The organism is Actinocorallia populi (assembly GCF_002995495.1).
Classification (GTDB): Bacteria; Actinomycetota; Actinomycetes; order Streptosporangiales; family Streptosporangiaceae; genus Actinocorallia; species Actinocorallia populi.
In genome coordinates, this window is the sequence record NZ_PVZV01000004.1 from 62,365 (window position 1) to 82,207 (window position 19,843).

At 72.0% G+C, this 19,843-nt stretch carries 19 protein-coding genes; 12 read left to right on the forward strand and 7 right to left on the reverse strand.

Translation table 11 applies throughout. From position 1 onward, the window contains the following. Positions 1-18: 18 nt before the first annotated feature. The 3 genes from C2865_RS16915 to C2865_RS16925 all read right to left on the reverse strand — a co-directional run bounded on the left by C2865_RS16915 (position 19) and on the right by C2865_RS16925 (position 1,731). Positions 19-492 (reverse strand): hemerythrin domain-containing protein, encoded by a 474-nt coding sequence (locus C2865_RS16915; RefSeq protein ID WP_106399460.1) that lies wholly within the window; start codon positions 490-492, stop codon positions 19-21. A 169-nt stretch (positions 493-661) separates the two neighbouring features. Then, a complete protein-coding gene (locus C2865_RS16920; RefSeq protein ID WP_106399461.1) occupies positions 662-853 on the reverse strand; it encodes a DUF397 domain-containing protein in 192 nt (63 codons plus the stop codon). Next, on the reverse strand, positions 850-1,731 hold the full coding sequence (locus C2865_RS16925; protein WP_106399462.1) for a helix-turn-helix domain-containing protein: 882 nt from the start codon (positions 1,729-1,731) through the stop codon (positions 850-852). The genes C2865_RS16920 and C2865_RS16925 overlap by 4 nt, the downstream gene beginning before the upstream one ends. A gap of 361 nt (positions 1,732-2,092) precedes the next feature. Between C2865_RS16925 and C2865_RS16930 the strand changes: the two genes are divergently transcribed. Then, on the forward strand, positions 2,093-2,599 hold the full coding sequence (locus C2865_RS16930) for an ATP-binding protein (protein WP_408608321.1): 507 nt from the start codon (positions 2,093-2,095) through the stop codon (positions 2,597-2,599). Positions 2,600-2,924: 325 nt separating this feature from the next. Here C2865_RS16930 and C2865_RS16935 read toward each other — a convergent pair whose 3' ends face one another. Beyond that, complete coding sequence (locus tag C2865_RS16935; RefSeq protein WP_106399463.1) at positions 2,925-3,341, reverse strand: luciferase domain-containing protein; 417 nt, start codon at positions 3,339-3,341, stop codon at positions 2,925-2,927. A gap of 244 nt (positions 3,342-3,585) precedes the next feature. Between C2865_RS16935 and C2865_RS16940 the strand changes: the two genes are divergently transcribed. From C2865_RS16940 to C2865_RS16950, 3 genes are all read left to right on the forward strand, one after another. Then, a complete protein-coding gene (locus C2865_RS16940; RefSeq protein ID WP_106399464.1) occupies positions 3,586-5,763 on the forward strand; it encodes a substrate-binding domain-containing protein in 2,178 nt (725 codons plus the stop codon). Positions 5,764-5,824: 61 nt separating this feature from the next. Next, a complete protein-coding gene (locus tag C2865_RS16945) occupies positions 5,825-6,304 on the forward strand; it encodes a MarR family winged helix-turn-helix transcriptional regulator (RefSeq protein WP_106399465.1) in 480 nt (159 codons plus the stop codon). A 57-nt stretch (positions 6,305-6,361) separates the two neighbouring features. Continuing rightward, on the forward strand, positions 6,362-7,951 hold the full coding sequence (locus tag C2865_RS16950) for an MFS transporter (protein WP_106399466.1): 1,590 nt from the start codon (positions 6,362-6,364) through the stop codon (positions 7,949-7,951). A 3-nt stretch (positions 7,952-7,954) separates the two neighbouring features. On the opposite strand, the gene C2865_RS16955 is transcribed toward C2865_RS16950, so the two are convergent. Continuing rightward, the gene (locus C2865_RS16955) at positions 7,955-8,881 is read right to left on the reverse strand and encodes a LysR family transcriptional regulator (RefSeq protein ID WP_106399467.1); all 927 of its coding nucleotides are present in this window, start codon (positions 8,879-8,881) and stop codon (positions 7,955-7,957) included. A 100-nt stretch (positions 8,882-8,981) separates the two neighbouring features. Here C2865_RS16955 and C2865_RS16960 point away from each other — a divergent pair, with 100 nt between their 5' ends. From C2865_RS16960 to C2865_RS16985, 6 genes are read left to right on the forward strand one after another with little or no spacing between them, the layout of a single operon-like run. Next, the gene (locus C2865_RS16960) at positions 8,982-9,944 is read left to right on the forward strand and encodes a fumarylacetoacetate hydrolase family protein (RefSeq protein ID WP_198653391.1); all 963 of its coding nucleotides are present in this window, start codon (positions 8,982-8,984) and stop codon (positions 9,942-9,944) included. Then, positions 9,941-10,903: a cyclase family protein gene (locus C2865_RS16965; RefSeq protein WP_106399469.1), complete on the forward strand. Its 963-nt coding sequence runs from the start codon at positions 9,941-9,943 to the stop codon at positions 10,901-10,903. The genes C2865_RS16960 and C2865_RS16965 overlap by 4 nt, the downstream gene beginning before the upstream one ends. A 7-nt stretch (positions 10,904-10,910) precedes the next feature. Beyond that, positions 10,911-12,026, forward strand: a complete 1,116-nt coding sequence (locus tag C2865_RS16970) for an FAD-dependent oxidoreductase (RefSeq protein WP_198653392.1) — start codon at positions 10,911-10,913, stop codon at positions 12,024-12,026. Beyond that, positions 12,023-13,015, forward strand: coding sequence for an amidohydrolase family protein (locus C2865_RS16975; RefSeq protein WP_106399470.1), 993 nt, complete (start codon positions 12,023-12,025; stop codon positions 13,013-13,015). The genes C2865_RS16970 and C2865_RS16975 overlap by 4 nt, the downstream gene beginning before the upstream one ends. Positions 13,016-13,017: 2 nt before the next feature. Next, the gene (locus C2865_RS16980; RefSeq protein ID WP_106399471.1) at positions 13,018-13,950 is read left to right on the forward strand and encodes a VOC family protein; all 933 of its coding nucleotides are present in this window, start codon (positions 13,018-13,020) and stop codon (positions 13,948-13,950) included. Positions 13,951-13,958: 8 nt separating this feature from the next. Further along, a complete protein-coding gene (locus C2865_RS16985; protein WP_106399472.1) occupies positions 13,959-14,912 on the forward strand; it encodes a fumarylacetoacetate hydrolase family protein in 954 nt (317 codons plus the stop codon). Positions 14,913-14,950: 38 nt separating this feature from the next. Here the strand turns inward: C2865_RS16985 and C2865_RS16990 are convergent, their stop codons facing one another. Continuing rightward, positions 14,951-15,958, reverse strand: coding sequence for a sugar phosphate isomerase/epimerase family protein (locus C2865_RS16990; protein ID WP_106399473.1), 1,008 nt, complete (start codon positions 15,956-15,958; stop codon positions 14,951-14,953). 110 nt (positions 15,959-16,068) lie between these two features. After that, on the reverse strand, positions 16,069-17,277 hold the full coding sequence (locus C2865_RS16995; RefSeq protein ID WP_106399474.1) for an ROK family protein: 1,209 nt from the start codon (positions 17,275-17,277) through the stop codon (positions 16,069-16,071). A gap of 65 nt (positions 17,278-17,342) precedes the next feature. Between C2865_RS16995 and C2865_RS17000 the strand changes: the two genes are divergently transcribed. Together C2865_RS17000 and C2865_RS17005 are read left to right on the forward strand one after the other, a co-directional pair. Further along, the gene (locus C2865_RS17000; RefSeq protein ID WP_198653394.1) at positions 17,343-18,851 is read left to right on the forward strand and encodes a sugar ABC transporter ATP-binding protein; all 1,509 of its coding nucleotides are present in this window, start codon (positions 17,343-17,345) and stop codon (positions 18,849-18,851) included. Continuing rightward, positions 18,848-19,843, forward strand: a complete 996-nt coding sequence (locus C2865_RS17005) for an ABC transporter permease (protein ID WP_106399476.1) — start codon at positions 18,848-18,850, stop codon at positions 19,841-19,843. The genes C2865_RS17000 and C2865_RS17005 overlap by 4 nt, the downstream gene beginning before the upstream one ends.

A 19,843-nucleotide genomic window follows, 5' to 3' on the forward strand; every position in this document is an offset into this window, starting at 1 on the left:
CGGCAGGCCGGGACAAGGTCAGAGCGGTCCGAAGTAGTCGTGAGGGTCCGCGTCGGATTCCAGTGCGGACAGGATGCCGAGGAGTTGCCGCTCTTCGTACCGGAAGTGGGATTCCATGATCGCCGAGATCCCGTCGAGGTGGAGTGCCACTTCGCTCACCGGGGCGTCCGAGGCGAGCACGCGTTCGAGCCGGCCGAGCAGGGACGCGATCATCCCGTGGTCCTGCTCGAGTTTCCCGATCGTCGGGCGCAGCTCCGGATGGCGCGCGGACAACTCGGGGAAGAGCGCGACGTCCTCGCTCACATGGTGCCTGCTGAGGGCGGCACAGAATCCCTTGCAGTACAGCAGGAGGTCGGCCCGTGCCGAAGCGGGGTCCTCTCCGTCACCGGCGAGGGAATCTCGCACGAGTCGCAGTGCTCGGCGCAGCCGCTCGTGCGCGGCCGTCATCTCACGATTCCAGGCGATGAGCCTGTTCTTCTCGCCCTCACTCATGCGTGAGGAGCAGGGAAAGGGCCATGACGACCACCTTCCTGGTCCCACGCCTCCATGCCTGACACAGTCCGCCACCGGCACGCGACGCTGCCTTCACTCTAGAGGAAGCGGCACCCGAACCGAACGGGAGAGCTACAAAACGCCGCATCCGGCAGAGGGCAGAAGCGCCTCAGATTCGGTCGCGGAGGCGGCGGGTGAAGGCGGCCCATTCGGTGCGGGTGAACTCCAGGACGGGGCCGCTGTCCTCGGCCTTACTGTCGCGGACGCCGACAGTACGTGCTGTGGAGCGGCCGACTTCAACGCAGTCGGCACCGGGGTCGCTGTGGCGGGATTTCCGCCAACCGCGGTACTGCTGGGTCATCCGTGCGTTCCTGTCTCGTGTGAGATGTGGTCGGCGATCTCTTCGAGCATCGCCAGGCTTGCTACCTCTGATAGTGCCTCATCTCGCACCGTTTCATAGCGGTGTACGTGGTGTGCGACTTCCGCAGGGTCGGTGTACATGACGTCTGCGGAAGTCGTTTCCGACACGGCCATGGCCGTGTCGGCCGGGTCGATGAAGGTGAGGAGCTTGATCTGTCTCATCGGCCATGGGATGCGGGTCCGGCCCGTTCGGAAAGGAAGGACTCGGACGGTCAGCCGGGCATGCTGATGGGACAGGCCGACGATGTGCTTCAGCTGACGTGCCATCAGGTGGGCCGGGATGTTGAATCGGCGAAGCCCGATCTCGTCGACGATCACTTCGTATGAAGGTCCATTTTCCCGGAAGACGGTGGCTTGGCGGCGTAGCCGTGCTTCGATCATGCGTTCCGGAATGTAGGTGATCTGGTGTTCGGCTTGTTCTCGCTCTATCAGCGCCCGCGTGAACTCCGGTAGCTGCATCAGGCCGGGCATCGAACCGTAGTGGTATTCGCGGATCGTGGCGGCGCCGGACTCCAGGTCGGCGTAGAGGCGTTGGCGGTCGCCCATGGCGACGCCGTAGGCGTCCCACCAGCCTCGGGCGGCGGCCTCGCGGGCGATGCGGAGGATCTGGGCGCGTTTCTCCTCGGTGGGCTCCAGGAGGTCGAGGAGGTCCATGACCTCGGCGAGGTCGGGGCGGACCTGGGCGTTCTCCAGGCGGGAGATCTTCATGCGGGACCGGTGGAACAGCGCACCGAGCTGCTCGGTCGTCAGGTTCCTGCTCAGGCGGAGCGCGCGCAGTTCCGCGCCGAGTCGTCGGCGTCGTACGAACGGGCTGGACACGGGCCTCCCTCACGGGGCGTCGTTCGGGCCGACGGTCCATCACTCAACGCGATCCACCGGCTGCTCACCGCATCGAAGCCCACCGCTCTCACCTGCCGCAACCGCTTCCGCGCACCTTCTCGAATCGGTTCGCACCCCCTTCGTGCGCACCCGCTCCGTGCGCACCCGCTCCGTGCGCACCCGCTCCGTGCGCACGTGGACCGTGCGGGCTCGACGGGCGTGTTCCGCGTTCGTGCGGAAAGGGGGCCGTGCGAGCGGAGAGAGTGCGAACTTTCTTCTTGTCTGGGGTGTTTCCGGGGGCGCGGGCGGACGCGGAGTGTGACCATGTGGGTCGTTCCGGTTTCGCTGCGTGAGGAGTCTCGTGTTCATCGAACTCATCGAAGAGGGTGACGGCGACGGCTGGCGGCGGGAGTTCGCCGGGGTGCCGGAGGAGGCGCGGGAGGTGCGGAGGTTCCTGCGGTCGCTGCTGGCCGACTGCCCGTTCCTGGACGACGTGCTGCTCGGCGTGGACGAGCTGGCCGTCAACACGATCCGGCACACGCGGTCGGGGAGGCCCGGCGGGAGGTTCGTCGTGGAGGTGCGCCGGTGCCATGGAGTGCTCGGGGAAGCCGGGGTGCGAGGGGAGAAGGTCGTCGTCTGGGTGCGGGACGAGGGCGGGCCGCGCGAGCCCGCGATCCCGCCCGGCGGCGACGGGTTCGCCGAGAACGGGCGCGGCCTCCTCACGCTCTCGCGGACCGCCGAGAGCTGGGGATGGTTCGGCGACGCCCATGGCCGGACGGTCTGCGCGGTCTTCGCCGAGCCGGGTGCGTCAGGCGAGCACGCGGCGGACGCCCGCGGCTCGGAGGCGCATCGGGCGCAGCGCGGATAGACCCCGTCCAGCCCGGTCCAGGCGGTGCACGCCGGGGGTCGAGCGCGGGGGGCCAGAGGTGCGGTCGGGTGTGTGAGGCGGTCAGAGGAGACCCGGCCGGTAGACCCCCTCTAGCCGGTCCAGGCGGCGCGCAAGGTGCTCCGGCCGGGGAACGAATGCCGGGGGTCGAGCGCGGGGGCCAAGGACGCGGTCGGGTGTGCGAGGTGGTCGGAGGCGGTCCGGCCGTAGACCTCGTTCGGCCCGGTCCGGGTGGCGCGTGCGGCGCTTCGGCCGGGGCCGAATGGCGGGGGAACGGTCCAAAGGTGCGGCCGGGTGTGCGAGGCGGTCAGAGATGGCCCGGCCGGGGGAGGGGGACGCGGTGGCGGATGAGGGAGGCGTGGGGGCAGAGGGCGGGGGGCTGGAGGCGGGCGGGGTCGTTGGCCTGGATGGCGAGGCTGACGAGGGACTCCAGGAGGGAGAGGTCGCTGTCGGAGTCGAGGCGGACGCGGATCCAGGAGGAGTGCGGGGGGACGTCGACGCGGCCGGAGCCCAGGAGGGCGGGGGCGAGGCGGTGGATGAGGGGGTGGGCGAGGCGGACCTCCGCGCGGTCGTCGTGGTGGAAGTGCACGATCTGGCGGCCGGCGAGGGCCAGGGCGTGGCCGGGCGGGGCGTCGGCGCGGCACGGGGTGAGCGGCCAGTCGCGGAAGCGGTCGATGGCCGGTTCGATGTACGAAGCGGTGCTGGGGAGGCGTCCTCGGCTCATGCCGCCAGCGTGGCCGAAGACGGGGCGCGGCGGCCGGGAGCAGGGCGTCTTAGTGGGATTCCGCGGTTCCTGGTGGCTTCCAGGAAGTCGTGGTCCGGCACGGGAGGCGTCCTGGAAGCGGCGGGGAGATGACCGGTCGGCGAACTCCCGACCAAGTAGATGATCTCCCCTGGATCTGGTGGCATCCTGATGTACCGCATCGGGGTGGTACGGATCGGAAACCTGCGAGAGGGACAGATAGGGCGTGAACTCCTATCTCGCTCTCAAGGCGGAGTTCGCCGGTGAGCTCGTCGCATGCCTGCGGGGCGTGGCCCCGGACGTGCTGGCCGAACGCACCGGGCTGCTGGAGACGACGGTCCGGGCGCTGACGGCCGGGGAGCCGGCGTCCTGGGAGGTCGTCAGCGCGTGCCTGGCCGCGGCGGGCGCCGACGGCGACGCCGTGAGGCGGATGCGCGACCGGTGGTCGGCGGTCGAGCGGGCCATGTGGGACGAGCGGGGGGACGGGCCGCGCGCCGCGTTCGAAAGGGACCCGCGCGGCAGGCCCGCCGGGATCGTCGACCTGTTCCAGCCGAAGGTCCCGTGGCGGCGGCTGACCGCGCGGCACCCGGTGACGTTCGAGCCGTGGGCCGAGCCGGTCTTCGACGCCGTCCGGCGGCTGCCCGACCCGGCCTCGGCCGGTGACCTCCGCGAGTTCTACGGGCTGCTCGCCCTGCTGCGGACCTGGGCGGGCTCCCCGCGCCAGACCGAGATCGAACGCCGCTCGTGGGGTGCGCTCCCCGACGCCACCGTCAGCGCGATGCTCCAGAAGGACAGGTGGCGGACGGCCAACGACAGGGAACGGCGCCGGATCGGCTACTTCGCCGCCGCCTGCGGCCTGCCCGAACCCGAGATCACCCGCTGGGTCGAGAACTACGACCGTGTCCGCCGCCTCCCCCCGCCCGACGACCTCTCCCGGGCCCGCGCCGAGGCCGCGGAGACCGCCGGGCGGCTGGCCGAGGCCACGGCCGAGAACGCCGGACTACGCGACCGCCTCACGGCACTCCAGGCCGAAGCCGCGGAGCGGCTCGCCGAAGCCCGCGCCGAGGGCATCGGGCTGCGCGACCAGCTCATGGCGCTCCAGGCGGAGAGCGCCGAGCGGTCGGCCGCCCTCAGAACGCAGAGCACCGAGCTGCGAGAGCGGCTGGCCGAGGCCGTCGAGCGGTTGAGCACGGCCCGCGCCGAAGCGGACGAGCGGTTGAACGCGGCTCGCGCCGAGGCGGACGAGCAACTGGGTGCGGTCCGCGCCGAGGCGGTCGAGCGGTTGAACGCGGTCCGAGCCGAGGCGGACGAGAAGCTGAGCGCGGCTCGCGCCGAGGGTGCCGAGCTGCGCGAACGCCTCACGGCGGTCGAGGCCGAGAACACCGGGTTGAGCGAGCGTCTCAGCGAGGCGGTGGGGAAGCCGGCCGGATGGCGGCGGGCGGCGGCCGTGGCGGTCGGCGTGGTGCTGTTCGCCTGCGGGACGCTGGCCGGTCACGTCGTGCGCGGCCCGTCCGACGGCTCCTGCTTCCGGGGGACCCTCCGCCTCGTCGGCTCGACGGCCTTCGAGCACATGGCGCGCACCCTGGCGGCCGGTTACGGGGAGCACTGCCCGGACGCGACCGTCGAGGTGGAGGCGATCGGCTCCAACGAGGGGGTGCGCGCCCTGGCCGACCCCGACACCGACGCCGCGACGACCATCGCGATGCACGACGGGCATCTGAGCCCCGGCTCCGCGGAAGTCCGGCTCCGCGGCTTCCAGGGCCTGGCGGTCTCCCTGGTCTCGTTCGCCGTCGTCGTCAACAAGGACACCGGTGTCACCGGCCTGTCGGCCGCGGACCTGCGCTCGGTCTACGCCGAGGACGGCGGCCCGGTGAACTGGAAGCGCCTGGGCGGCGCCGACCTGCCCGTCCGCCTGATCGGCAGGACCGAGGGCAGCGGCACCCGCACGATCTTCGAGGAGCGGGTCCTCGCCGGACCCGAGCCGCGCCTGTCGTCCCGCGACTGCCTCACCCGAGACGAGCTCCACGACGACGCCCGCCTCATCCGCTGCGAACGCAGCAGCCAGAGCCAGGTGCTCGACCTGGTCGGCCGCACCCCCGGCGCGATCGGCTACTCCGAGCTCCGCGAGGCCGCCGACGCCCGCAGGCACCCGAACCTGCGCGTCCTCGCCCTGGACGGCAGGAAGCCGGACGTCTCCGCCGACCCCGCCCGCTACCCCTTCGTGGCCCCCGAGGTCTTCTACACCCGGGGCCTTCCCGCCAACGGCACCCCCGCCTCGGCCTTCCTCACCTTCCTGGCCACCGCCCCGGCCCGCCGCCTCCTGGAACGCCTCGGCGCCCCCGTGTGCGTCGCCCCCGCGGAGCCCCTGGCCGCCTTCTGCGGCCCCGGAACAGGCCGCATATGAGACTTGTCACCACATAGGTATTTTGACATACCTATAGCTTCATAGCTTAATCTGGATTCCCATGAGCGCTGATGAGCACGAGGCCGGAGGCACGGACCCGCGGGACGTCGCCTCCGCCCTGGCTCGGGCGCTTCCCGGGCTGCACCGGGCGATGGAACGGCGGCTCGCGCGGGACTTCGGGCATCCCAAACCCCCGGAGAACCAGCTCGCGGTGCTGCGGCTGGTCCGGGCCCGCGACGGGATCACCGTGCGGGAGGCGGCAGAGGCTCTGCTGATGAAGCCGAACAACCTCAGCGCGCTGGTCTCGCAGATGGTCAACGCCGGGATGCTGCGCAAGGAGCAGGACCCGGACGACCGGCGCATCGTCCATCTCCACGTGGCCGAGGAGTCCCTCGGCCACCTCAACGCGGTGGACACGTTCTTCCGCGACTACGTCACCAGGGCGCTCGAAGCCCTGGGCGCCGAGGAAAGGGCGGACATCCGCAGGGCGCTACCCGCGCTCGAGGAACTCGCCCGGCACATCGACCCGGCCGCCGACTGACCGTCGCCGCCGTTTTCTCGCTTCTCTCTCACCCAGAACCATGAGGAGTACCCCCGTATGTCCGCAAGCTCTCCCGACCTTGCCGTGCCTCCGGCGCACTCGCCGCCGGAGGCGCGCAGAAGCGCACGGTCCAACCCCTGGCTGACGCTGATCGCCGTCGCGTTCGGCCTGTTCATGGTGGGTCTCGACGGCAGCGTGGTCTCGATCGCCAACCCCGAGATCGGCCGCGACCTCAACGCCTCCACCGCCGACCTGCAGTGGGTCACCAACTCCTACCTCCTGGCCCTTGCCGCCGCGCTGATCCTCGGCGGCAAGCTCGGCGACCGCTTCGGGCGGCGCACGTACTACCTGATCGGCGTGGCCGGGTTCACCGTCGCGTCCGTGGCGATCGGCCTGGCCGGGTCGATCGAGGGCGTCATCGCCTTCCGTGCCGCGCAGGGCCTCTTCGGCGCGCTGCTGATGCCCAACACCCTCGGCCTGCTGCGCGCGGTCTTCCCGCCGAGGAAGTTCGGCATGGCGGTCGGCATCTGGGCGATGGTCTCGTCCGTCTCCACCGCGCTGGGTCCGATCGTCGGCGGCCTGCTCGTGCAGCACGTGAACTGGGAGTCGGTCTTCTACATCAACGCGCCCATCGGCGTCATCGCCCTGGTGTTCAGCGCGATGGTGCTGCCGCAGAGCAAGAATTCCACCGGCCACCACCGGTTCGACGTCCCCGGCGTCGTCCTGCTGGCCGCGGGCCTGATCCTGCTGGTCTTCGGCATCGTCAAGGGCGAGACCTGGGGCTGGACCGCGGGCGGCACCCTGGGCTCCATCGCCGCGGGCCTGGCCGTCCTGGCCTTCTTCGGCTGGTACGAGACGCGCCAGGAGCACCCGCTGCTGCCGATGCGGCTGTTCCGCAACACCGCGCTGACCATCGGCACGGTCATCACGGCCGTCAACTTCTTCGTCCTGCTCGGCGTGATCTTCTTCGTGATGCTCTACCTGCAGAACGTCCGGGGCTTCAGCCCCGTCGAGGCGGGCGTCCGCACCCTCCCGCTCAGCCTGGCCTCGGTGGTCGCCGCCCCGCTGGGCGCCGCGCTCACCGAGCGGTTCGGGCCGCGCCTGACGATGCCGCTCGGCATGGCGCTGCAGGCCGCCGCGTCGTTCGGGATCCTCACCTGGGGCACCGACTCCTCCTACGCCGCCATGTGGCCGCCCTTCATCGCGCTGGGCCTGGGCGTCGGCATGGTGATGTCGGCCTCGTCCGAGGCGATCGTCGGCAACGCGCCCGTCAAGGACGCCGGTGTCGCCGGAGGCCTCCAGGCGACGGCGCTGCAGATCGGCGGCGCGATGGGTACCTCCGTCCTCATCTCCCTGATCGCCGGCCGCGTCGGCTCCACCTTCACCGGCGAGCTGCACGACGCGGGAGTCCCCGGCCCCGTGGCCCACGCCCTGTCGGAGGCCGAGGACGCCGTCACGATGGGCGTCTCCCCGGTCTCGCCCGACATGCCCCTCCAGCTGAAGACCGCCGTGACCGAGGCCGCGGGCAGCGCCTTCATGAACGGCGCGCACACCGCCGTCCTCGTCACCGGCATCCTGTGCGTCGCCGGCTGCGTCGTCGCCGCCGTCGGCCTACGGTCCGACCCGAAGGCCGTCCAGGACGCCTGACGTTCAGGCGGAGGACGCGATCTCCGCCCCCACCTCGGCCATGAGGCCGCGCAGCCAGACGTGCCCCGCGTCGTGGGTGTGGACGGGATGCCACCACATGGCCTCGACGAAGGGGACCGGCTCGTAGGGCGGGGCCATCGTGCGGACCGCCGCCCGCCCCTCCAGCCGCCGGGCGAGGCGCTCCTGGACCAGGGCGATGCGGTCGGTCCCCGCGACGAAGAACGGCAGGGACTGGAAGCTCTCCACCACCACCTCCACCCGCATGTCGAAGCCGAGCAGCTCGAGCTGCTTGGCCGCCGGCGTGTAGGCGGTCGGGCGGTGGTACAGCCCCGCCCAGGGCGACCTCGCCAGGTCGTCCATCGTGAGATCCACGACCGGGTTGTCGGCCGCGACCATGCACAACCACCGGTCGTGGAACAGGTCGACCGACGGGTAGCCCGAGATGACGCCGTGCGGCATGAACAGCCCGTCGACCGTGCGCAGGGCCGTGTCCAGGACGTCCTCGGTGACCGAGGCGACCTGGGTCAGCCGCAGGCGCACCCCCGGGGCCCGCCGCCGGACGGTCCGCGACAGCTCCTCGCCGAGCACGGCGAGCGCGTAGTCGGACGTCATGATCACGAACTCGCGCTCGGAGGTGAGCGGGTCGAAGTCCGGCTGCGCCGAGAAGACGCGTTCGAGCATCTCGCAGGCCGACTCGGCCGGCTCCCGCAACGACAACGCCAGCGGGGTCAGCTCGTAGCCGCCGCCGCGGACCCGCACCAGGAGCTCGTCGTCGAAGTGGCGGCGCAGCCGGGCCAGCGCCGCGCTCATGGCGGGCTGGCTGAGCCCGATCTCCATGCCCGCCCTGGTCACGCTGCGCTCGCGCAGCAGGGCGCGCAGCGCCACCACCAGGTTGAGGTCGAGGCTCGCCAGCTGAAGCGACCTGATCATTGGCACATCCATGTCGTGAATACTAAGTATGGGAACTATCTATTTCCCAAATTCCGTGATCGGAGCCACATTAGAGGACACCATCACGGAAGGAAACCTCGTGGAATCACATTCGTCACCGGCGGGCCCGTTCGCCCTGGGCTCCTTCGCCCTGGCCGGCCGGGAGTTCGCCGGCCTCGTCGTCGGGGACCGGGTACGGGAGCTGTCCGGTCCTGAGCTGCCCGCCACCACCCGCGGCCTGCTGGCGGAGTGGGACCGCGTCCTGCCGCTGCTGACCGGGCTGGCCGCCGCGGGGGACGGCGACTGGCACGACCTGGCCGACCTGAAGGTCCTGGCGCCCGTCGAGCCGCGGCAGATCTTCCAGTCCGGCGCCAACTACCGGACCCACGTGATCGACCTGGCCGTGGCCCACCGCCAGAAGGACGACTCGCGCAGCGACGCGGAGATCCGCGAAGAGGTCGCGGCGATGATGGACCGCCGCGCCGCCGAGGACCTCCCGTACGTGTTCATCGGCCTGCCGAGCGCGATCACCGGCCCGTACGACGACGTCGTCGTCCCCGGCTGGTGCGCCAAGCCGGACTGGGAGCTGGAACTGGCCGCCGTCATCGGCGAGCCCGCCTATCAGGTGAGCGTCGAAGAGGCACTCGACCACGTCGCGGCCTACACGATCGCCAACGACGTCACCGCCCGCGAGGCGGTGTTCCGCCGCGACATGCCGGAGATCGGCACCGACTGGATGCGCAGCAAGAACGCCCCGACGTTCACCCCGCTCGGCCCCTACCTCGTCCCGGCCGCCTTCCTCGGCGACACCGGCGACCTGCGGGTGACCCTCAAGGTCAACGGCAGGGCCTACCAGGACGAGTCCACCAAGGACATGATCTTCGGCGTCGCCCGGCTGGTCTCCTACATCTCCCAGACCTCCCGGCTGCTGCCCGGCGACCTCGTCCTGACCGGCAGCCCCGCCGGCAACGGCATGCACTGGGGCGTCCTCCTGCAGGACGGCGACCTCATGGAGGGCTCCATCACCGGCCTCGGCGTCCAGCGCAACCGGGTCGTGCGATGACCCTCGACCGCACCGACCCCGAGGGCGAGATCGCCAAGGCCGCCGAGAAGTACTCCAACTGGGGCCGCTGGGGCGACGACGACGTGCTGGGCACCGTCAACTTCCTCACCGAGGCCAAGCGCCGCGAGGGCGCCGCGCTGGTGCGGCGGGGCGTGTCCTTCTCGCTGGCGCAGAGCTTCGACATGAACGGCCCGCAGAAGGGCTGGCGGCGGCGCACCAACCCCGTCCACACCATGCTCGACACCGGCACCGACGCCGCCCTGGGCAACCAGGGCTTCCCGCACGGCATCGGCGGCGCGGACGACGTCATCGCGATGCCGCTGCAGTGCTCCACCCAGTGGGACGGCCTCGGCCACATCTTCGACCACGGCAGGGCGTGGAACGGCCGCCCGGCCGAGAAGGTCGTCACCTCCGACGGCGACCTGGTGACCGGCATCGAGACGCTCGCCGCCCCCATCGTGGGCCGCGGCGTGCTCCTCGACGTCGGCCGGGTGATCGGCACCGACGGCGAGCTGCCCGACGGCTTCGCCATCACCGAGGAGCACCTCGTCGCGACGGCGGAGGCGCACGGCGTCGCCGTCGGCCGCGGCGACATCGTCTGCGTCCGCACGGGCCAGCTCGCCCGCGCCCGCCGCGACGGCTGGGGCGACTACGCCGGAGGCCCCGCACCCGGCCTGTCGTTCACCTCCGCGGGCTGGCTGCACCGCACCGAGATCGCCGCGATCGCCACCGACACGTGGGGCTTCGAGGTGCGCCCCAACGAGTTCGACGAGGCCTTCCAGCCGCTGCACCAGGTCGCCATCCCCAACATGGGCCTGCTCATCGGCGAGATGTGGGACCTGGAGGCACTGGCCGCCGACTGCGCCGAGGACGGCGTCCACGAGTTCTTCCTCACCGCTCCGCCCCTGCCCGTCACCGGAGCGGTGGGCTCCCCCGTCAACCCCCTCGCAGTGAAATGAGCCCCCTGTGAACAGAGTCCTCATCGTCGGCGGCGGCATCGCCGGCTCGGCCCTGGCGATCCTGCTGGGCCGCGGCGGCCTCGACGTCGAGATCGTGGAGATCAACTCCGACGTCACCGCGCTCGGCTCCGGCATCACCCTGCAGGGCAACGCGCTGCGCGTCCTGCGCGACCTGGGCGTCTGGGACGAGGTGCTGCCCCTGGGGTACCCCTTCGACGAGCTGGGCCTGCGCGCCCCCGACGGCACCGTGCTCGCCGAGCTCCCCGACGCCCGCACCGGCGGCCCCGACCTGCCCGCCACGCTCGGCATGAACCGGCCCGAGCTCGCCGCGGTCCTGCACAAGGCCGTCAAGGACGCCGGAGCGAAGATCCGGTTCGGCCTGACCGTCGACTCCCTCACCCAGGACGGCGACAGCGTGGAGGTGGCCTTCCGGGACGGCACCACCGGCACGTACGACCTGGTCGTCGGCGCGGACGGCATCAGCTCCCACATCCGCGGCCTCCTCGGCATCGAGGCCGAGCGCAGGCCCGTCGGCATGGGCATCTGGCGGATCCACACCCGGCGGCCGCAGGCCGTCCGGCGGACCGACCTCATCTACGGCGGCCCCTGCTACATCGCGGGCTACTGCCCGACCAGCGAGACCGAGATGTACGCCTACCTCGTGGAGAAGGCTCGCCCCAAGGGCGCGGTCGCGCCCGCCGACATGGCGGCCGAGATGCACCGGCTCGCGCAGGGCTACGGCGGCCCGTGGGAGGAGATCCGCGCGGACCTCGCCACCGCGGACCCCGCCCGCATCAACTACACCTGGTTCGAGGCGCTGCTGGTCGAGCGCCCCTGGAACCGCGGCCGGGTCGTGCTCATCGGCGACGCCGCGCACGCCTGCCCGCCCACCATCGCCCAGGGCGCCGCGATGTGCCTGGAGGACGCGTCCGTGCTCGCCGAACTGGTCCTGGCCGGTGAGCCCGACCTGTTCGAGAGGTTCATGGACCGCCGCCTCGACCGCGTCCGCGCGGTCGTCGACGCCTCGGTCCAGCTGTGCGAGTGGCAGCTCGAAGGCAGGCGGGACGCCGACGTCCCCGGCCTGATGGGCCGCGTCGCCACCCTCCTGACGGAGCGCCCATGACCACGATCGACGTCCACGCCCACGTCATCCTGCCGGAGATCGAGCAGGCCGTCGCCGGGCGGCCGGGACTGGCCGAGCACAAGGCGCTCGACGCCCGCCGCAACGGCGCCGAGGCCCTGGCCGTCAGCGGCCCCATGGTCGGCTCGCGGATCCCGAAGCTGACGCAGGTCCCGGTGCGGCTGGCCGACATGGACGCCCAGGGCGTCGACGTCCAGATCGTCAGCCCGTCCCCGTCGCACTACCACTACTGGGCCGACGCCGACCTGGCCCGCGAGGTGTGGGAGCTGGCGAACAAGGGCACCGCCGCGCACTGCGCGCAGGCCCCCGACCGGCTGCGCGGCCTGGGCCTCGTCCCGCTCCAGCACCCCGAGCTGGCGCCGCGGGCCCTGGACCACGCGCTGGAGCAGGGCCTGCTCGGCGTGGAGATCTCCTCGCACGCGCCGGGCGTCGAGCTGTCCGACCCGCGCCTGGAGGCCTTCTGGGCGCACGCGGCCGAGACGGGCGCGGTCGTCTTCCTGCACCCGTTCGGCTGCACCCTGGACGAGCGGCTCGACCGCTGGTACCTGTCCAACATCGTCGGGCAGCCCACCGAGAACGCCGTCGCGCTCTCCCACCTGATCTTCTCCGGGGCGCTGGACCGGCACCCCGAGCTGAAGATCGTCGTCTCGCACGGCGGCGGCTACCTGCCCACCTACCTGGGGCGCGCCGACCACGGCTGGCAGGCGCGCCCCGACGCGCGCGGCTGCGCCGAACGCCCCAGCAGCTACCTGCGGCGGCTGTACTTCGACTCCCTCGTCCACGACCCGGGCGTGCTGCGCGCCCTCGTCGCCGCGGCCGGAGCCGACCGGATCGTCCTCGGCTCGGACTACCCGTTCGACATGGGCGTGGAGGACCCGCTGGAGCGGCTCGCCGAGGCGGGCCTGTCCGACGCCGACCACCGGGCCATCGCCGGCGCGACGGCCGCCCCTCTCTTCGGAATCAAGGAGTGACCATGCGTCTCATCACGCATCTGAGGCACGTCGACCTGGCGGTGCCCGACTACGACAAGCAGCGCGAGTTCTACGCCGGAGTCTGGGGGCTGACCGAGGTCGCCAACGACAGCGGCCTGTCCTTCCTGGCCGCCGAGGGCTCGCCCGAGCAGTACATCATCCGGCTGCGCCAGGCCGACGACAAGCGCCTCGACCTCATCGCGTTCGGCGCCGAGACCCCCGCCGACGTCGACGCCCTGGCCGAGCGCCTCGGCGGCGCGGGCGTCCGGCTGATCTCCACGCCGGGCGCGATCGACACCCCCGGCGGCGGCTACGGCTTCCGGTTCTTCGACCTCGACGGCCGCACCGTCGAGATCTCCGCCGACGTGGCGCTGCGCGCCCACCGGAAGCTGGAGCCCAAGGAGTCGGTGCCCGTGCGGCTCTCGCACGTGGTGCTCAACGCCCCCGACATCGACGCCACGCGGGTCTGGTACGAGACCCATCTGGACTTCGCCCTGTCGGACACGCTGTCCTCGCCGCACATGGGCAAGGTCATGCACTTCATGCGCTGCAACCCCCAGCACCACAGCATGGCCATCGCCAGGGGCCCGCACACCTCGCTGCACCACATCAGCTTCGAGCTGCGCGGCCTGGACGAGTACATGTACGGCACCGGACGGCTCCTGCGCTCGGGGACCCGCATGATCTGGGGCCCCGGACGCCACCTGGCCGGCGACAACACCTTCTCCTACTTCCTCGACCCGCACGGCAACACCGTCGAGTACACCACCGAGCTGGAGGAGCTCGACGAGGACACCTGGCACCCCGGCGTCCACGACTTCTCCCAGCCCGAGGTCACCGACCAGTGGGGGACGGCCAACCCCATGAACGAGCTGGTGGCCAAGGAGTCCTTCAACGACCCCGACCGCGGCGTCTTCGTCGCCCCGCCCGTCTGAGGAGGACCATGCGCTACGCGACCTGCGAACACCGCGGGCGGACCTGGTCCGGCGTCGTCTCCGGCGACGCCGTCCACCCGCTCGGCACGCCCCTGCTCCGGCTCATCCAGGAGGGCGGCGAGGCGCTGCGGCGCCACACCGAGGAGGCGCTCGCCGCGCCGGGGATCCCGCTCGCGGACGTCCGGCTGCTCGCGCCGATCGAGCCCCCAGCCGTCCGCGACTTCGTGGCCTTCGAGGAGCACGTCGAGGGGGTGCGGCGCAGCGTCGACGGCGTCAGCGGCGTCCCCGACCAGTGGTATGCGGCACCGACGTTCTACTTCACCAACCCCTACGCCGTGATCGGCACCGGGGCGGACGTGCCGGTGCCGCCCGGCAGCGAGGTCCTGGACTTCGAGCTGGAGGTCGCCGTCATCATCGGCGCGGAGGGCCGCGACCTGACGCCGGAGGAGGCGCGCGACCACATCTTCGGTTACGCGATCTTCAACGACTGGTCGGCACGCGACCTGCAGTCCGCCGAGATGAAGGTCGGGCTCGGCCCCTGCAAGGGCAAGGACACGGCGACCACGCTCGGCCCGTGGATCGTCACCGCCGACGAGCTGGAGCCCTACCGCGACGCCGACGGCTTCCTGCGCCTGGGCATGTCCGTCGAGGTCAACGGCACCGAGGTCGGCCGCGACCTGCTGTCCAACATGGGGTGGCCGTTCGAGGAGCTCGTCGCCTACGCCTCGCGCGGCACGGCCGTGCGCCCCGGCGACGTCCTGGGCTCGGGCACCTGCGGCAACGGCGGCTGCCTGGCCGAGCTGTGGGGTCTGTCGGGGAAGCAGGACCCGCCCCCGCTCCGGCCCGGCGACGTCGTCACCATGACGGTCGAGGGCATCGGCACCATCGCCAACACCGTCGTCGAGGGCGTCCCCGTCCGCCCGGTCCCGGCCGCCCGGCCGAGACCCCGCACCCGCCCCTGAGGAACGCGGCCCCGGCCTGGCCGGGGCCGCGCTCGTTCTCAGTCGCGGCTGAAGGCCGCGTCGAACGAGGAGGCGGGCGGTTCGATGCGGGTGAGGGAGCGGATGTAGGACAGGGCGTCGGGCGCGCCGACCAGGCGGTCCATCCCGGCGTCCTCCCACTCGATGGAGATCGGGCCCGCGTAGCCGATGGAGTTGAGGGCGCGGAAGCAGTCCTCCCACGGGACGTCGCCGTGGCCGGTGGAGACGAAGTCCCAGCCGCGGCGCAGGTCGCCCCACGGCAGGTGGGAGCCCAGCCGCCCGTTGCGCCCGTTGCCGGTGCGGCGGCGGGTGTCCTTGCAGTCGACGTGGTAGATCCGGTCGGCGAAGTCGAGCAGGAAGCCGACGGGGTCGAGGTCCTGCCAGACGAAGTGGCTCGGGTCCCAGTTGAGGCCGAAGGCGGGACGGCGGCCGATCGCCTCCAGGGTGCGGGCGGTCGTCCAGTAGTCGTAGGCGATCTCGCTGGGGTGCACCTCGTGGGCGAACCGCACGCCGACCTCGTCGAAGACGTCCAGGATCGGGTTCCAGCGGTCGGCGAAGTCGGCGTAGCCGCGTTCGATCATCTCCGGCGGGACGGGCGGGAACATCGCCACGGTGTGCCAGATCGACGAGCCGGTGAAGCCGACGACGGTGTCCACGCCCAGCTTCGCCGCGGCCCGCGCGGTGTTCTTCATCTCCTCGGCGGCACGTTGCCGCACGCCCTCGGGCTCCCCGTCGCCCCAGACCCGGTCGGGGACGATGGCGCGGTGCCGCTCGTCGATCGGGTGGTCGCAGACGGCCTGCCCGACGAGGTGGTTGGAGATGGTCCAGACGCGCAGCCCGTGCCGTTCCAGCAGGTCGCGGCGCCCCTGGAGGTAGTCGTCGTCCTCCAGCGCGCGCACGACGTCGAAGTGGTCGCCCCAGCAGGCGATCTCCAGCCCGTCGTAACCCCAGGAGGAGGCGAGCCGGCACACTTCTTCGAACGGCAGGTCGGCCCACTGGCCGGTGAACAGGGTGATCGGGCGGGACATGCGCACGGATCCCTTCGGGAGAGGGACGTGTGCGTCGACCACGTCGCAGCGGATGCGTCACCGGCGCCTCGGGCGTGCCACCGCCGTCGACCCCGGTCGCGCCATTGTTACTAGCCGACCGCCGCCGGGTCAACGGTGACCGCGTGGTCGATGGATCCGGGCGCCAGGACGTGCTCGACGACCATGACGGCCGCGCCGATGACGCCCGCGCGGTCGCCGAGGGTGCTGGCGCGGATCGTCAGGTGCTGCGTGGCCAGCGGCAGCGACCTGCTGTAGATGGTCTCGCGGACGCCCGCCAGCAGGTGTTCGCCCGCCTCGGCGATGTCCCCGCCGAGCACGATCGTCGACGGGTTGAAGAAGTTCACGATCGACGCCATGACGCGGCCGACCTCGCGCCCGGCCTGGCGGATGAGCTGGGCCGCGCGGGAGTCCCCGGCGCGCAGCAGCGCCACCACGTCCCGGCTGCCCCGGGCGTCGACGCCCTGGGCGCGCAGCGCCGCCGCCATCGACGCGCCGGACGCCACCGCCTCCAGGCAGCCGACGTTGCCGCAGCGGCAGACCGTGTCGACGGCCGAGGGGACCTGGATGTGCCCGACGTCCCCGGCCGCGCCCTGGGCGCCCCGGTGCAGGTCGCCGCCGGCGATGATGCCGCAGCCGATGCCGGTGCCGATCTTGATGAAGATGAGGTGGTCGACCGCGGGGCGGGCGGTCCAGTGCTCGCCGAGCGCCATGATGTTCACGTCGTTGTCGGCCAGGACCGGCGCGCCGATCCGCTCGCCCAGCCACTCGGGCACGGGGAAGGCGTCCCAGCCCGGCATGATCGGCGGGTTGACGGGCCGGCCGGAGGAGTGCTCGACGGGTCCGGGCAGGCCCACCCCGACCCCGCACACCTGGCCGAGGTCGCGGCCGGTCTCGGCGAGCATCTCCTCGAAGGCGCCCACCAGCCAGCCGAGCGTCGCCTCGGGCCCGGCGTCGATGCGCAGCTCCACGGCGCGTTCGGCCAGCACGGTCAGGCCGAGGTCGAGCACGGCCAGCCGCGCGTGGGTGGCGCCCAGGTCGGCCGTGAGCACCACGCGCACGTTCTCGTTGAACGCGAAGGCCACTGCCGGACGCCCGCCGGAGGAGATCGCGTCCTCGGTGGGGACCACCCAGTGCCGGCTCATGAGCGCGTCGAGCCGGTGGGACACCGTGGAGCGCGCGAGCCCGGTGAGCTGGGCGAGCTCGGCGCGGGTGCGGGGGCGGCCGTCTCGGAGGATCGCGAGGAGGGCTCCCGCCCCCGTAGCCGCCTGACCGCTGGGTTCACTAGCCATGCCGGACATCTTACTGCGATCATCGGCTGACTTTCGTTGACAGAAATCATAAGTCACTCTTATCGTCTCGAAACATGCCGGACATTAAGGATCCGCTGCTCGTTATGAGCGGGATCGTCAAGCAGTTCCCCGGGGTGCGCGCCCTCGACGGCGTCGACCTCGAGGTCCTGCCTGGCGAAGTGCACTGCCTGCTCGGCCAGAACGGCGCGGGCAAGTCGACGCTCATCAAGACGCTCGCGGGCGCCCACCAGCCCGACGAGGGCGTCATCCGCCTGGGCGGCGAGGAGGTCCGGCTCACCGGGCCGGTCGCCGCGATCAGGCTCGGCATCTCGACCATCTACCAGGAGCTCGACCTGGTGGACGGGCTGAGCGTCGCCGACAACGTCTTCCTCGGCCACGAGAAGGCGAGGTTCGGCTTCACCCGCACCGCCGACGCCCACCGGGCGGCGAGCGAGCTGCTCACCCGGCTCGGCCACGGCGAGATCCCGCCCGCCACCGAGGTCGGCTCGCTGCCGCCCGCCGGCAAGCAGGTCGTCAGCATGGCCAGGGCGCTCTCCCACGAGGCCCGCCTCATCGTGATGGACGAGCCCTCCGCGGCCCTGGCGCACGACGAGGTGGACAACCTCTTCCGCACCATCCGCGAACTGACCGCCCAGGGCGTGGCCGTCGTCTACATCTCCCACCGGCTGGAGGAGATCCGCGAGATCGGCGACCGGGTGACCGTGCTCAAGGACGGCCGCACCGTCGCGGTCGGCCTGCCCGCCGACACCCCCACCCGCGAGATCGTGTCGCTGATGACCGGCAGGGACGTCGAGCACGTCTTCCCGGCCCGCCCGGCCCCCGGCTCCCACGAGGGGCGGGCCGAGGTCCTGCGGGTCGAGGGCCTGAGCGTCCCCGGCGTGTTCCAGGACGTCTCCTTCGCCGTGCGCGAGGGCGAGATCGTCGGGCTGGCCGGGCTGGTCGGCTCGGGCAGGTCGGAGATCCTCGAGGCCGTCTACGGCGCGCGCAGGGCGTCCGGGAAGGTCCTGGTGGACGGAGAGCCCGTCCGGGGCGTCTCCTCCGCCGTCCGGCTCGGCCTCGGCCTCGCCCCCGAGGAGCGCAAGGCCCAGGCCCTGCTCCTGGAGGAGAGCGTCGCCCGCAACATCACGCTGGGCGGGCTCGCCCGCTACGCCCGCCTCGGCTGGCTCGACCGCGGCCGCGAGCTCGCCGACGCCGGGAGGCAGATCGACGAGCTCGGCATCCGCCCGGCGGACCCCGGGCGGCCCGTCCGCACCCTGTCCGGCGGCAACCAGCAGAAGGCCGTCCTGGCCCGCTGGCTGGTGGACCGGCGCCGGCTGCTGCTCCTGGACGAACCCACCCGCGGCGTGGACGTCGGCGCCCGCGCCGACCTCTACGCGGTGATCCGCCGCCTGGCCGACGAGGGCATCGGGGTCCTGCTGGTCTCCAGCGAGATCCCCGAGGTCCTCGGCCTCGCCGACCGGGTCCTGGTGATCCGGGACGGCCGCAACGTGCACGAGTCCGACGCCCGCGAGCTCGACGAGCACCGGGTGCTCGACCTGATCATGGAAGGAAGCGCGCTGTGAACGACACGCGCACGCCGCCCGTCGGCAAGCTCCCCGCACCGGTGCGGACCCTGCGCGACCGCGGCGGGCTGCGGCACCTGGGACTGGTCGGGGCGCTGGTCCTGCTGTGCCTGGTCGGGCTCGTCACCCGGCCCGACACCTTCGCCACCTCCTCCAACCTGGTGACCCTGCTGGCGCTGGCCTCCACCATCGGCGTGATCACGGTCGGCATGACCTTCGTGATCATCGGCGGCGGCATCGACCTGTCGGTCGGCTCGGTGATGGCGCTGGCCTCGGTCTGGGCGACGACCGTGGCGACCCAGTCCTACGGCCCGTGGGTGATGGCGCTCTGCGCGCTCCTGGTCGGCACCGCGACCGGCGCGGTCAGCGGACTGCTGATCTCCTACGGCAGGATGGTCCCCTTCATCGCCACGCTGGCGATGATGGCGGCGGCCAGCGGCCTGGCCCAGCGGCTGTCGGACCGCAGGACGCAGCTGGTCGCGCCGGAGAACGACGCGATCGTGGCGCTGTCCACGACCCGCGTGCTCGGGCTGCCGATCCTCGTCTACATCTTCGCCGCGGTCGTGGCCGCGGGCTGGGTGCTGCTCAACCGCACCACCTTCGGCCGCCGCACCTACGCCGTCGGCGGCAACGCCGAGGCCGCGCGCCTGGCCGGCATCGACGTCAGGAAGCACACCGTGCTGCTGTACGCGCTGTCCGGCCTGTGCTGCGGCATCGCCGCCCTCATCATCATGGCCCGCACCACCGCGGGCTCCTCCACCCACGGCTACCTCTACGAACTGGACGCCATCGCCGCGGTGATCATCGGCGGCACCCTGCTGACCGGCGGGCGCGGCACCATCATCGGCTCGATCCTCGGCCTGCTCGTCTTCACGGTCATCACCAACCTGTTCATCCTCAACGGCCTGGACACCAGCGACCAGCTCATCGCCAAGGGGCTGATCATCGTCGCCGCCGTCCTGCTCCAGCAGCGCACCGCGAACACGGGTTAG

Excerpts from the sequence above, each read along its gene's own strand:
- C2865_RS16990 (WP_106399473.1), bottom strand. The coding sequence starts at position 15,958 with ATGTCCCGCCCGATCACCCTGTTCACCGGCCAGTGGGCCGACCTGCCG.
- C2865_RS16965 (WP_106399469.1), top strand. The coding sequence starts at position 9,941 with ATGACCCTCGACCGCACCGACCCCGAGGGCGAGATCGCCAAGGCCGCC.
- C2865_RS17000 (WP_198653394.1), top strand. The coding sequence starts at position 17,343 with ATGCCGGACATTAAGGATCCGCTGCTCGTTATGAGCGGGATCGTCAAG.
- C2865_RS16935 (WP_106399463.1), bottom strand. The coding sequence starts at position 3,341 with ATGAGCCGAGGACGCCTCCCCAGCACCGCTTCGTACATCGAACCGGCC.
- C2865_RS16985 (WP_106399472.1), top strand. The coding sequence starts at position 13,959 with ATGCGCTACGCGACCTGCGAACACCGCGGGCGGACCTGGTCCGGCGTC.
- C2865_RS16915 (WP_106399460.1), bottom strand. The coding sequence starts at position 492 with ATGAGTGAGGGCGAGAAGAACAGGCTCATCGCCTGGAATCGTGAGATG.
- C2865_RS16995 (WP_106399474.1), bottom strand. The coding sequence starts at position 17,277 with ATGTCCGGCATGGCTAGTGAACCCAGCGGTCAGGCGGCTACGGGGGCG.
- C2865_RS16975 (WP_106399470.1), top strand. The coding sequence starts at position 12,023 with ATGACCACGATCGACGTCCACGCCCACGTCATCCTGCCGGAGATCGAG.
- C2865_RS16945 (WP_106399465.1), top strand. The coding sequence starts at position 5,825 with ATGAGCGCTGATGAGCACGAGGCCGGAGGCACGGACCCGCGGGACGTC.
- C2865_RS16920 (WP_106399461.1), bottom strand. The coding sequence starts at position 853 with ATGACCCAGCAGTACCGCGGTTGGCGGAAATCCCGCCACAGCGACCCC.
- C2865_RS16955 (WP_106399467.1), bottom strand. The coding sequence starts at position 8,881 with ATGATCAGGTCGCTTCAGCTGGCGAGCCTCGACCTCAACCTGGTGGTG.
- C2865_RS16950 (WP_106399466.1), top strand. The coding sequence starts at position 6,362 with ATGTCCGCAAGCTCTCCCGACCTTGCCGTGCCTCCGGCGCACTCGCCG.
- C2865_RS16980 (WP_106399471.1), top strand. The coding sequence starts at position 13,018 with ATGCGTCTCATCACGCATCTGAGGCACGTCGACCTGGCGGTGCCCGAC.